Here is a 12,682-nt window from a genome sequence, read left to right on the forward strand (position 1 = left end):
CGTCACATAGCTGGGGACTCCGCCCCCAGACCCCCGCGCCTCAAACGCCGGCGAGGCTGATTCTCGGGGCTCCGCCCCGGACCCCGCTCCACGGCCGAAGGCCGTACGGGGGTCTGGGGGCTTGCCCCCAGTTCGGGAAGTGGGGGTCCCCCCACGCCCGCCAGGGCGTAGGGGGAGGGTCGGGTAAAGGTCACATCTTGATGCGCGCCGCGATCGGCAAGTGGTCGCTGTCCGTCTGCGGCAGCGTCCAGGACGAGACCGGCTCGACGCCCCTCACCATGATCTGGTCAATGCGCGCCATCGGGAACGACGCGGGCCAGCTGAAGCCGAAGCCGTCGCCCGCCGCGCCCTGCGTCGAACGCATCTGGGAGGTGACCGCGTTCAGCGAGCGGTCGTTCATCGTGCCGTTGAGGTCGCCGAGCAGCACGACCTTGCCGACCCGCTCGCGGGCGATGGCCTCGCCCAGCGCGTCGGCGCTGTTGTCGCGCTGGCTGGCGGTGAAGCCGGCGTTGAGCTTGACGCGTACGGACGGCATGTGCGCAACGTAGAACGCGACCGCGCCCTGCGGCGTCTGCACGGTGGAGCGCAGGGCGCGTGTCCAGCCCAACTGGATGTCCACCGGCGCGGTGTCGGTCATCGGGTACTTGCTCCAGAGCCCGACCGTGCCCTCCACCGCGTGGTACTTGTACGTCCCTGCCAGCGCCTGTTCGTACGTGGAGACCTGACCGACCGGCAGCTCCTGCAGCGCGACCACGTCCGCGCCCGAGGCGGCGACCTGCTTGGCGGTGCCCGCCGGGTCGGGGTTGCCGGCGTTGACGTTGTGCGTGGCGACGGTCAGATCGCCGCCTGCGCCCGACTTGTCGTTGAACAGCAGCCCGCCGAAGAGGTTCAGCCAGACGACGGCCGGGAGCAGCAGGGCGATCAGCGCGGTGGCCGAGCGCCGCAGCACGGCGACGACGAGGATCACCGGGATGAACACGCCCAGCCACGGCAGGAACGTCTCGGTGAGGCTGCCCAAGTTGCCGATCCGGTTGGGGATCTGCGCGTGCAGGATCATCAACAGGGCGATGAAGACGGCGAAGCAGGCGAGGACGACGCCGCGCCGCCAGATGCCGCGGTCGCCGCGGTCTCCGCGCCAGCGCTGGAGCAGGCTCCGGACCCGTGCTCCGGTCCGCCCGGCCTCGGGGCTGCCGTTGGTGCCGTTGGCGGTCTCCGTCTTGTACGCCTGCGCCATGGAGCTGTCCTCACTGCCTTGCCGTCACGCCTCGCCGTCGACACTAGGCGATGGGAGGTGTTCCTCGCCGTCGCCTGACGGCCGTTCTGCCTCGATGACGACAGGGCGGCGCACCGGGTTCCTCGTAACGGGCCAGGTGGGGACGCTGTGACAGAACACGCACACTTCGGACTGCCCCTCGCCGGACGTCGGCCGGGCGTCAGCGGGGCATCAGTGGGGCATCAGCGAGGCGGACCTTCTGCGGGGCGTACGCCCTCCAGCACGGCGTCGACGATCCGTTCCGCGCTGCCCTCTTCCGGCGTGCCCCCGGGGCGCAGCACGGTCCGTACGAGCATCGGGCCGACGAAGAGGTCGCCGAGCAGACCGAAGTCGATGTCGGCGCGGATCTCGCCGTTCGCGATGCCTCGGCGCAGCACTTCGTCCATCCGCTCGCGGCGGGGGGCGATGGAGGTGTGGTGGTACATGCTCCACAACTGGGGATAGCTCTGCATCTGGGCGAAGACGTTGTGCAGGAGGGCGGAGGAACGTTTGGCGAGGCCACGCTGCCGCAGCATCTCGACCATCGCGACGAGATCGTCACGTACGCAGGTGCCGGGCAGCGGCGGGTCCACGGGCTCCATGGAGCGGACGACGTCGACGAAGAGGGCCTCTTTGCCGTCCCAGCGGCGGTAGATGGTGGCTTTGCCGACGCCGGCGGTGCGGGCTATGCGCTCGATGGAGAGCTCGGAGAACGGCACGCCGTCTTCGAGAAGCCGCACAACGGCCCCGACGATCGACCGCTCGACGGCCTCGCTCCGGGGCCGCCCACGCCGTCCCGTGGCCGGGGTGCCGCGCCGCGCGGGGGGCTCGCCGCTCTGGCCGCGGTTGTCCTGGTGGTCCTTCACCGGCACGTCCGGTCCGCCTCTCGCCCTCGTCATCGCCGGCAATTCTCGCCGACGGGCCCCTGGCCACCGGGCAGCACCTGCTCCGGCCCTCGTTCGGCACTCTTCAGCTCCGGCCCGGGGTCCGGCGCCGGCTCCTTCTTCCGGCCGTCCGGCATGAAGAAAGCCACCACCAGCGCGCCGATCAGCGCCACACCCGCCGAGACCAGCGCCGTCAGATGCATCGCGTGCAAGAACGCCTCGTTCGCCGGGACGATCAGCGCCTTGCCCGCCGGGCCGAGTCTCTCCGCGGCCGCGAGCGTCGCCTCGATCGATTCACCCGCGGCCTGCCGGGCGCCGCTCGGGACCGCCGCGAGGTGCCCCTCGATCGCACCCCGGTACTGCGTGGACAGCAGCGAACCGAGCACCGCGACACCCAGTGCCCCACCGACCTGGCGGAAGGTATTGCTGACCGCCGAGCCGGACCCCGCCTTCTCGCGGGGCAGCGACTGCATCACCGAGACCGTCACCGGGGGCGTGATGAGCGCCATCGCCGTGCCCTGCACGAAGAGAACCATTTCGATCACCCACAGCGGGGTCGAGGCATCGAACATCACGAAAGCCCCCAGCACCATGGCGACCAGCAGCATGCCGACCGTGCACACCGTCCGCGCCCCGAACCGGTCGACGATCAGCCGCGCGCGCAGCGAGACGACCATCTGCGCCACGGCCAGCGGCAGGATGAGCAGGCCCGCTTCCAGCGCGCCGTAGCCGCGCACGCTCTGCAGATAGAACGCGGAGAAGAAGGTCACGCCCGTCAGCGCGAAGAAGACCAGCGCGATCGCGGCGACCGCCGCCGCGAAGGCGGGCCTCTTGAAGTACGAGATGTCGATGGCCGGATGGTCGCTGCGCCTCTCGTGGAGTACGAAGCAGACGAGTACCACCAGACCGCCCAGCATGGGCAGCAGCACGGACGGCGTCGAGAAGTCCGCCAGCTCGCCGCCGCGGATGATTCCGTACACCAGCAGGATCAGCCCGATGACGGACAGCGCTACGCCGAACGGGTCCATACGCCCCGGGTCCGGGTCCCTGGAGTCCGGCAGGAGCAGCGCCATCGCGATCAGCGCGACGACCACGACCGGCACGTTGACCAGGAAGATCGAGCCCCACCAGAAGTGCTCGATGAGCAGCCCGCCGGTGATCGGGCCGATGGCCATGCCGACGCCGACGCTGCCCGCCCAGATGCCGATGGCCCTGGGCTGCTCCTGGCGCTCGAACACGTCCATCAGTACGGCGAGGGTCGCCGGCATCACGAAGGCCCCGCCCAAGCCCATCACCGCGCGGTACGCGATCAGCTCGCCGGGCGAGCCGGAGAACGCCGCGAGGGCCGAGCCCACGCCGAAGACCGCGACGCCGAAGAACAGCGCCTTCTTGCGGCCGAAGCGGTCGCCGAACAGGCCCGCGGTGAACAGCAGCCCCGCGAAGACGAGCGTGTAGGAGTTGATCGCCCACTCCAGCTCGCTCTGGGTCGCGCCGATGCCCGTGGGCTCGGGGCTGGCGATCGTCCTGACCGCCACATTCAGGATCGAGTTGTCCAGTACGACGATGAGCAGGCTGAACATCAGGACGGTGAGGATCACCCAGCGCCGCCGGTGGACGGCCTCGGGTATGCGGGGAGGGGCAGGTGGGCCGGACGGAGTCGACATGATCCCCTGCCTAGCCTAATTTCGATACGAGACCGTCTCGTATCGGACACTTTACCCAACGTACGGGTCCTCTTCCGCCGGAGCGGCACGAGGTGCCACCATGGGGGTGATCCGGGGACGCCGTGAGGGCGCCTCGAGATGACGAAGGAGCCGTTAGCCATGACGCTTCAGGCTGCCCAGAAGCCCACCGACAGCAGCAAGGCGCTGTACGGCGGCAAGGGCACTCGCCGTATCACCGTCCACGACATCGCCGCCGCCAAGGAGCGCGGCGAGAAGTGGCCGATGCTCACCGCATACGACGCGATGACCGCGTCCGTCTTCGACGAGGCCGGCATCCCGGTCATGCTCGTCGGCGACTCCATGGGCAACGTCCATCTCGGCTACGAGACCACCGTGCCGGTCACGATGGACGAGATGACGCTGCTGTCCGCCGCCGTCGTACGGGGCACCAGGCGGGCCCTCATCGTCGGCGACCTTCCCTTCGGCTCGTACCAGGAAGGCCCCGTCCAGGCCCTGCGCAGCGCCACCCGGCTGGTCAAGGACGCGGGCGTCGGCGCGGTCAAGCTGGAGGGCGGCGAGCGCTCGCTCGGACAGACCGAACTGCTCGTCCAGGCAGGCATCCCGGTCATGTCGCACCTCGGCCTGACCCCGCAGTCCGTCAACACCATGGGCTATCGCGTCCAGGGCCGCAGCGACGAGGCCGCCCACCGGCTGGTCCGCGACGCCAAGGCGGCGCAGGACGCGGGCGCGTTCGCCGTCGTCCTGGAGCTCGTCCCGGCCGAGGTCGCCGCCGAGATCACCCGCAGCCTGCACATCCCGACCATCGGCATCGGCGCGGGACCCGACACAGACGCCCAGGTCCTCGTCTGGACCGACATGGCGGGCCTGACGGGCGGCAAGGTGCCACGCTTCACCAAGCAGTACGCCAACCTGCGCCAGACGCTCGGCGACGCCGCGAAGGCCTTCGCCGACGACGTCGTCGGCGGTGCGTTCCCGCAGGAGGAGCACACCTTCCACTGAGCACCACCCACCGGCCACCCCCGGCACAGACGACAGCCCGCCGACATCCCCCATCGGCGGGCTGTCGGCGTGCGGGAGACCCCCCGGGGGCCGCGGCGTAGCCTGGAATGGAAACTCGGGGCCGCCCCTCTCTCCGCCGGGAGGCGGATGACCATGACCGGAATCGTTTCCAGGAACTTCGACTCGGCCGACGAAACCCGGCCCTTCGAGGACGGCAAGGGGAAGCTCGCCCTTCTCAACACCGACCAGGGTCCCGTCGGCAGGGCCGTATTCGAGCCGGGCTGGCAGTGGTCCAAGCACGTCAAGCCCATTGCGGGCACCGAGAGTTGCGAGGCCGCTCACGCCGGATACGTCATCAGCGGGCAGATGAAGATCGTCATGAACGACGGCGAGTCCGTGGACACGGGACCCGGCGACTTCATCTCCGTCGCGCCCGGCCATGACGCATGGGTGGTGGGGGACGAGCCGTGCGTCGTGCTCGACTGGGCCGGCTTCGGGGACTACGCCAAGCCCGCGTAGTACTGATCCCCGCGTCGTACCGATTCCCGCGCAGTACTGGCCTTGCACGGGGCGTGATCTGCCACGCCCCCTTTGTCGGTGCGGCCGTCACTGGCTTGTCGGTGATCTGTCGGCAGTCTGTCGGTGGCGGCTGGAACCGTGTACGCCATGACGCGAATCGACAACAACGCCGTCGAGGTACGAGGCCTCGTAAAGCATTACGGCGAGACGAAGGCGCTGGACGGGGTGGACCTGGACGTGCGCGAGGGCACGGTCGTCGGTGTCCTCGGCCCCAACGGCGCCGGCAAGACCACACTCGTACGCTGCCTCTCCACCCTCGTCATCCCGGACGCCGGCCAGGCCGTCGTCGCCGGCTACGACGTGGTGAGGCAGCCGCGGCAGCTGCGCCGCACCATCGGCCTCACCGGGCAGTACGCCTCGGTCGACGAGAAGCTGTCCGGCTGGGAGAACCTCTACATGATCGGGCGGCTGCTCGACCTGTCGCGCAGGGACGCCCGCCGCCGCGCCGATGAGATGCTGGAGCGCTTCACGCTCACCGAGGCCGCGAAGCGGCCCGCAATGCAGTACTCCGGCGGCATGCGGCGGCGGCTCGACCTGGCCGCCTCGATGATCGGCAGCCCGGCGGTGCTCTTTCTGGACGAGCCGACGACGGGCCTGGACCCGCGGACCCGTAACGAGGTCTGGGACGAGGTGCGGCGGATGGTCGCGGACGGGGCGACCGTCCTGCTCACCACCCAGTACATGGAGGAGGCCGAGCAGCTGGCGAGCGAGCTCACGGTCATCGACCGCGGGCGGGTCATCGCCAACGGCCGGGTGGACGAGCTCAAGGCGAAGGTCGGCGGCCGCACCCTGCAGATACGGCCCAGCGATCCGGCGCAGCTGTCCGCGATGGCGGCGGCGGTCGCCGACGCCGGCCTGGACGGGCTCGCGGGGGCGCATGCCGTCCCGGACGAGGGACTGCTGTACGTGCCGATCCTCAGCGACGAGCAACTGACCGCGGTGGTCGGCCTGCTGGGCGCCCGCGGATTCGGCATCGCGCACATCGGCACCCATCTGCCCAGCCTGGACGAGGTGTTCCTGGCGATCACCGGCGAGAAGACCCTGTCGTCGGAGATCTCCGACGCGATTCCCGAGGAGGTCGCGGCATGAGCGCGGCAACGATCAACGCTGCGCCGGCCAAGGCGCTTCCCGGCGAGGGCCGGATCGGCCTGCGGGCCAATGCGCGGCACATCGGCGCGCTGGTGCGCCGCAACGCCCTGCAGATCAAGCAGGATCCGGAGTCGATGTTCGACGTCCTGCTGATGCCGGTCATCTTCACGCTGCTGTTCGTGTACGTCTTCGGCGGCGCGATCTCCGGCACGGGCAATCAGCAGGAGTACGTGAACTATGTGATCCCCGGCCTGATGGCAATGATGGGCATGAACATCGCCATGGCCGTCGGCACCGGTGTCAACGACGACTTCAAGAAGGGCGTGATGGACCGCTTCCGGTCCATGCCGATCGCCCGGTCCTCCGTCCTCATAGCGAAGATCGTGGTCGAGATCGGCCGGATGCTGGTCGCCACCACCGTCCTGCTCGCCATGGGCTTCCTGCTCGGCCTGCAGATCCACACCTCGGTCCTCGAACTGGCCGCGGCGGTCGGCCTGTCCATGGCCTTCGGCGCCTCACTGATGTGGATCTTCATCCTGCTCGGTCTCACCATGAAGACGGCCCAGGCCGTCCAGGGGACGGCCATGCTCGTACTGATGCCATTGCAGTTCGGATCGTCGATCTTCGCCCCGCCGACCACGATGCCCGGCTGGCTGCAGAGCTTCACCGACTACAACCCGCTCTCCAACCTCGCGGACGCGGCACGGAATCTGATCAACGGCGGCCCGGTCGCCGAATCCGTATGGATGACGCTCGGCTGGGCTGCGGTCATCACAGCGGTCACGGCGCCGCTCGCCGTCGCCAAGTTCCGTAAGAAGACCTGATCCTGACGCAGGGTCACTCGGTCATACCAGGGCGGTGGCCTCATCGAGAGTGAGGCCGCCACCCTCGGCGTACGCGGCCTCGTAGGCGGCGTCGCCGAGCACTGCGCGCACCGCGGCCTCGGAAGAGGCTCTGTTCTCCCGCTCGTACCGGGGCGCGAAGTGGCCGCGCGGCAGCAGGGCGTCGGACGCGCCGAGCAACCGGGCCGCGTCCGGCGCGCGCTCCGGGCGGCCCCGGGCCAGCGCCCCGGCGGCGGTCACCAGGTACACGGAGGGCGTCTGTGGGGCGACCATCCGGGTCAGCGGATCCTGTGCCTTGACCAGTGCGGTACGCACCCGGTCCAGCGACAGCTCGTACTGGCCGTCCAGGACGTCCAGCCAGGCGACGAAGCCGAACACCATTCCCTCGAAGATCGCGAAGGCGTTGTACCGGAACTGCTCGAGCAGCAGCCCGATCTCGGCGCGCGCCTCCTGGCTGCGCCCGGTGCGGCCCAGCCACACGGCGAGCAGCAGCCGGGCGATGGCCGTCGACTCGTGTCCCACACTCGTGCCCGTGGCCAGCACTTCGCGGATGAGCGCCTCGCCGCGCTCGCCCTCGCCCGTCTCCATCAGATTGCCGCCGAGGCGGGCGCGCAGCACCGCCGTCTGGGCCTGGGCCCCGATCTGCTCCGCGTACTCGATGGCGGCCGTGAAGTCCTCGGCGGCGAGCAGGTATTCACCGCGCCGCTCGCGCGCCTCGCCGCGCGCGGACAGGGCCTCGGCGGCGCCCCAGGCGTCGCCGAGCCGGGTGAAGATTTCCAGCGCCTCGTCGGCGTCGGCGGCCGCGTCGCCGGCCCACTCGATGCGGTTGGCCAGGACATTGGCCCGCGCCTGGAGGGATGCGGCGAGCTCCCACTCATATCCGTAGGCGCGGCAGGCGTCGACGGTCTCGTTCAGCACCTCCTTGAGCTGCTGGGTGTCTCCGGTGATCACGACGGCGAAGAACCAGAAAGATCCCGGGGGCCGACAGGTCTGCGGCAGTCCAGGCCGGTAGACCTGGGTGATCCTGCGCAGCCGCTCCATGTTCTCCGGCGAGGTCCACCCCTCGATGCCGTAGTCCATGAAGACCATGCGGATCAGCGCTGCGCCACGCCGGGCCTCCTGCAGCAGCTCGGGCGACATGGGCCGCGGCGCGTCCACGAACCGCTCGAAGACCGGCGGGGCGGGCTCGACGGGCGACGCGAAGGGGTCGGGGCCGAGCTCGCCCGCGGCGGTGGCCCACTGCCTGGCCTCGGTGCGCAGATCCTTCATCTGCCAGTACCAGGCCAGCGAGAGGACGAGGCGGAGTGCCTCCTGCTCGTCGCGGGCGACGACGGCGCGGCGGAGCGCGGTACGCAGATTCTCGTACTCCAACTGCAGCAGATCGACGGCGGCGCGCTGGCCGGGGCCGCGCAGGAGGGGGTCGGTGGTGCGGGCCAACTCCCGGTAGTGGAGCAGGTGCTGCCGCTCGACGGCGGTGCGCTCGGCGGCCTGGTCGAGCCGCTCGGCCGCGTACTCGCCGACGGTTTCGAGGAGGCGATAGCGCATCTGCCCGTCGGGTGTCGGGGCGGCGACGACGAGGGACTTGTCGATGAGCGAGCCGAGCGCGTCGGCGACGTCCAGACTGCCGCGGTCGTCGTCGGCGTCCGCGCAGACCGCCTCGGCGGCGGGGAGGTCGCAGCCGCCCGCGAAGACGGACAGCCGCCGCAGGACAGCGCGTTCGGCGTCGTCGAGCAGGTCCCAGGACCAGTCGACGACGGCACGCAGTGTCTGCTGGCGCGGCAGTACGGTACGGCTTCCGCTGGTCAGCAGGCGGAAGCGGTCGTCGAGACGGTCGGCGATCTGGCGTGGGGTGAGCATCCGGAGGCGAGCGGCGGCGAGTTCGATCGCGAGCGGCAGTCCGTCGAGGCGGTGGCAGATCTCGGCGGACGCGGCGGCGGTGGCCTCGTCGGCGTCGATACGGAAACCGGGCCGGGCGGCGGCGCCGCGGTCGGCGAGCAGCTTCAGCGCCATCGGGTCGGGCAGCGGGTCTACCGGGCGCACCAACTCGCCCGGCACGCCCAGCGGTTCACGGCTGGTCGCCAGCACTGTGACGCCCGGGCAGCTCTCCAGCAGCCGCTCGGCGAGCGTGGCGGCGGCGCCGACGACATGCTCGCAGTTGTCGAGGAGCAGCAGCATGCGACGGCGTGAGCAGTGCTCGGCCAGCCGTACGAGGGGGTCGTCGCTGTGCCGCTCGGCGGCCCGCAGCTCCTCGGCGCCGGCGCCGCGCAGCACGGTCTCGCGCGCGCCGAGCGCGGTGAGGACGGCCTCGGGCACGGTCTCGGGGTCGTCCACTGGCGCGAGTTCGGCCAGCCAGACGCCGTCGGGCCAGGGGTTCTCCCGCTCCACCGCCCCGTCGACGGCCCGCTCGGCGGCCTCCTGCGACAACCGGGTCTTCCCGGCCCCGCCGGGGCCGAGCAGGGTGACGAGCCGGGCGCGGCGGAGGTCGTCGTGGATGGCGTGGATGTCGGCGTCGCGCCCGACGAAGGAGGTGAGCCGTGCACGCAGGTTGCCGGGAACGTCCCCGGGGCTCCGCCCCGGACCCCGCGCCTCAATCGCCGGCGAGGCTCCACTGGAGCCCGTGGGGGTCCCCCCGGACGAAGTCTGGGGGAGATTGAGGACGGACGGGGAGGGGGAAAGCAACTCCGCGTGCAGCACGCGCAGTTCATGGCCCGGGTCCGCGCCCAAGCGGTCCGCGAGGGCGGCACGTACCTCCTCGTACGCCGCGAGCGCCTCCGCCGTACGCCCCGCGTCCCGCAACGCCCGCAGCCGCAGCACCTGCAGCCGCTCGTCCATCGGGTGCTCCTCGCACAGCGCGGCGAGCTCCGGCAGCGCCTCCTCCGCCCGGCCGAGCGCCAGCGCCGCCGCGAGGCGTGCGCGGCGGGCGTCCAGCCGGCGGGCCTCCCAGCGCGCGGCCTCGGCCGTACGGTCGGGCAGATCGGCCAGCACCGGCCCCTGCCACAGCGCGAGCGCGTCGTCCAAAAGCGCCGCCGCCTTCACCGCGTCGCCCTCCTCCAGCGCCCGCGCCCCCTCCACCGCGCGCCGGTCGAAACGGTGCAGGTCCACATCGTCGCCGTCGGCACACAGCCGGTAACCGCCGCCGTCCGCCGACGCCACCGCCGCATGCCCCAGCGCCCGCCGCAGCCGCCCGACGAGCGCCTGCACCGCGCCCACCGCGTCCGCCGGCGGATCGCCGGCCCACACTTCGTCGACGAGTACGCCGACCGGGACCGTACGCCCCTGCCGTAGCGCCAGTACCGCCAGCAGGGCGCGCAGCCGCGCACCGCCGAGCGCGACGGGTGTGCCGTCGTCGTGGAGAGCCTGAGTGGTGCCGAGTACCCGATAGTGCACCCGCCCATTGTCACCGGTACGCAACCGGACCCGCGCAGCAATAACCGGCGGGAACCAGGGCAGCAGGAACCTCGCCGCATCCGTGGGACGTTCACCCCACGTCACCGGTACGGTCGATCCGCACGTCCAGCCATATCTTCAGGAGCCGCACCCATGACCACCGCCACAAGCCGCCACAGCGACCGGAGGATCAGCCCGGTCTTCCTCGGAATCGTCGCCGTGATGGCGGTGACCGGCTGGGCGGTGTGGACGGACTTCGCGGCAAGCCCGGGGATCGCCGTGTTCCTGTTCGTCACCTCGGCGTGGATCGTCTCGCTCTGTCTGCACGAGTACGCGCACGCCCGCACCGCGCTGCACAGCGGCGACATCTCGATTGGCACCAAGGGGTACTTGACGCTCAATCCCCTCGTCTACACCCATGCGATGCTCAGCATCGTGCTGCCCGTGCTGTTCGTGATCCTGGGTGGCATCGGTCTGCCGGGCGGCGCGGTCTTCATCGAGCGCGGCCGCATCACGGGGCGCTGGAAGCACAGCCTGATCTCGGCGGCGGGGCCCCTGACGAATCTGCTGTTCGCGGTCGTGTGCACCGCGCCGTTCTGGCTGGACGCGCTGGACGGGGTGCCATGGGTTTTCCGGTTCGCGCTCGCGTTCCTCGCACTGCTCCAGATCACGGCCGCGATTCTGAACTCCCTGCCGGTGCCGGGCCTTGACGGCTACGGCGTGATCGAGCCCTGGCTCTCGTACAAGATCCGCCGCCAGGTCGAGCCGTACGCACCGTTCGGGCTGCTGGCCGTCTTCGGCATCCTGTTCATCCCCGAGGTGAACCTCGCGTTCTTCGGCGTGATCGACGCGGTGCTGAGCGAGCTCGGCGTGCATGAGGACTACAGCTACTGCGGCCAGGACTTCTACCAGTTCTGGAGCGACCGGAACCCCGGCTGCGAGGCGGTCGTCAGCCGGTAGTGGTCTTCGCCCGGCGCAGGTAGTACCAGGTCATGTTGGAGGCCAGCCCCGCGAGCAGCACCCAGAAGATGCCGAGCCAGCTGCCCTGCGCGAAGGAGACCACGGCCGCGACGACGGCGAGGGTGCAGACGATCAGGGAGTAGAGAGCGAGGCGGGGCATGGGGTACGGCTCCTGTCGGGTGTTGTACGTCCCGCCCAGTGTCCCCCATGCCCCGTCGGCGGCCGCACCGCGTACACGTCGGTGACGCGCTACACGTCGGTGACGCGCAGACCCGCGTGCGCCTTGTAGCGGCGGTTCACCGAGATCAGATTGGCGACCAGCGACTCGACCTGGTGGGCGCCTCGGAGCCGGCCCGCGAAGACTCCGCGCATGCCGGGGATGCGGCCCGCCAGCGCCTGCACGATGTCGGTGTCCGCGCGCGCCTCGCCCAGCACCATCACATCGGTGTCGATCTCCTCGATCGAGGCGTCCTGCAGCAGCACGGCGGAGAGGTGGTGGAAGGCGGCGGTCACCCTCGAGTCGGGCAGCAGGGCGGCGGCCTGCTCGGCGGCGCTGCCCTCCTCCGGCTTGAGTGCGTACGCGCCCTTCTTGTCGAAGCCGAGCGGGTTGACGCAGTCGACGACGAGCTTGCCCGCGAGCTCCTTCTGCAGCGTCTCGAGGGTCTTGGCGTGCCCGTCCCACGGCACGGCCACGATCACCACGTCGCTGCGCCGCGCGCACTCCGCGTTGTCGGCGCCCTCGATGCCGAGACCCAGCTCGGCAGCCGCAGTCTCGGCACGCTCCACGGCCCGGGATCCGATGATCACCTTCTGCCCGGCCCTGGCCAGCCGGTACGCGAGCCCGCGGCCCTGGTCACCGGTGCCGCCGAGGACGCCGACGACCAGGCCGGACACGTCGGGGAGGTCCCAGGGATCCTTGGCCGGGGCCTTCGGCGCGGTGCCTGCACTGTCAGTAGAAGTCATGCGCCTGACCCTACTTCCTGGTATCGGCACCCGAACGGGTGA

At 70.7% G+C, this 12,682-nt stretch carries 11 protein-coding genes; 5 read left to right on the forward strand and 6 right to left on the reverse strand.

The genetic code is table 11. The features are described 5' to 3' along the window. Positions 1-190 precede the first annotated feature (190 nt). From ACZ3H8_RS13495 to ACZ3H8_RS13505, 3 genes are all read right to left on the reverse strand, one after another. Positions 191-1,234, reverse strand: a complete 1,044-nt coding sequence (locus ACZ3H8_RS13495) for an endonuclease/exonuclease/phosphatase family protein (protein ID WP_467401070.1) — start codon at positions 1,232-1,234, stop codon at positions 191-193. A gap of 221 nt (positions 1,235-1,455) precedes the next feature. Then, positions 1,456-2,151: a TetR/AcrR family transcriptional regulator gene (locus tag ACZ3H8_RS13500; RefSeq protein WP_467401073.1), complete on the reverse strand. Its 696-nt coding sequence runs from the start codon at positions 2,149-2,151 to the stop codon at positions 1,456-1,458. Further along, entirely contained in the window at positions 2,148-3,800 is a 1,653-nt protein-coding gene (locus ACZ3H8_RS13505; protein ID WP_467401074.1) for an MFS transporter, read from the reverse strand. Before ACZ3H8_RS13505 ends, ACZ3H8_RS13500 begins: the two co-directional genes overlap by 4 nt. Positions 3,801-3,959: 159 nt before the next feature. On the opposite strand from ACZ3H8_RS13505, the gene panB reads away from it, so the two are divergent. The 4 genes from panB (at position 3,960) to ACZ3H8_RS13525 (ending at position 7,312) form a co-directional block, all read left to right on the forward strand. Then, positions 3,960-4,820 (forward strand): 3-methyl-2-oxobutanoate hydroxymethyltransferase, encoded by an 861-nt coding sequence (panB, locus tag ACZ3H8_RS13510; protein ID WP_467401076.1) that lies wholly within the window; start codon positions 3,960-3,962, stop codon positions 4,818-4,820. Between the two features lie 153 nt (positions 4,821-4,973). Then, the gene (locus tag ACZ3H8_RS13515; protein WP_467401079.1) at positions 4,974-5,339 is read left to right on the forward strand and encodes a cupin domain-containing protein; all 366 of its coding nucleotides are present in this window, start codon (positions 4,974-4,976) and stop codon (positions 5,337-5,339) included. A gap of 147 nt (positions 5,340-5,486) precedes the next feature. Beyond that, positions 5,487-6,488, forward strand: a complete 1,002-nt coding sequence (locus ACZ3H8_RS13520) for an ATP-binding cassette domain-containing protein (protein ID WP_467401082.1) — start codon at positions 5,487-5,489, stop codon at positions 6,486-6,488. Continuing rightward, positions 6,485-7,312 carry an ABC transporter permease gene (locus ACZ3H8_RS13525; RefSeq protein ID WP_467401083.1) on the forward strand — a complete coding sequence of 276 codons (828 nt, stop codon included), beginning with the start codon at positions 6,485-6,487 and terminating at the stop codon, positions 7,310-7,312. Before ACZ3H8_RS13520 ends, ACZ3H8_RS13525 begins: the two co-directional genes overlap by 4 nt. A 21-nt stretch (positions 7,313-7,333) precedes the next feature. Here the strand turns inward: ACZ3H8_RS13525 and ACZ3H8_RS13530 are convergent, their stop codons facing one another. Beyond that, entirely contained in the window at positions 7,334-10,717 is a 3,384-nt protein-coding gene (locus tag ACZ3H8_RS13530; RefSeq protein WP_467401085.1) for an AfsR/SARP family transcriptional regulator, read from the reverse strand. Positions 10,718-10,870: 153 nt separating this feature from the next. On the opposite strand from ACZ3H8_RS13530, the gene ACZ3H8_RS13535 reads away from it, so the two are divergent. Then, entirely contained in the window at positions 10,871-11,677 is an 807-nt protein-coding gene (locus ACZ3H8_RS13535) for a site-2 protease family protein (RefSeq protein WP_467401088.1), read from the forward strand. Here ACZ3H8_RS13535 and ACZ3H8_RS13540 read toward each other — a convergent pair. After that, on the reverse strand, positions 11,667-11,837 hold the full coding sequence (locus ACZ3H8_RS13540; protein ID WP_467401089.1) for a hypothetical protein: 171 nt from the start codon (positions 11,835-11,837) through the stop codon (positions 11,667-11,669). The two genes, ACZ3H8_RS13535 and ACZ3H8_RS13540, sit on opposite strands and share 11 nt — an antisense overlap. 89 nt (positions 11,838-11,926) lie before the next feature. Further along, positions 11,927-12,640, reverse strand: a complete 714-nt coding sequence (gene npdG, locus ACZ3H8_RS13545) for an NADPH-dependent F420 reductase (protein ID WP_398987479.1) — start codon at positions 12,638-12,640, stop codon at positions 11,927-11,929. Positions 12,641-12,682 lie beyond the last annotated feature (42 nt).

It is taken from the genome of Streptomyces sp. NPDC002868 (assembly GCF_055563295.1).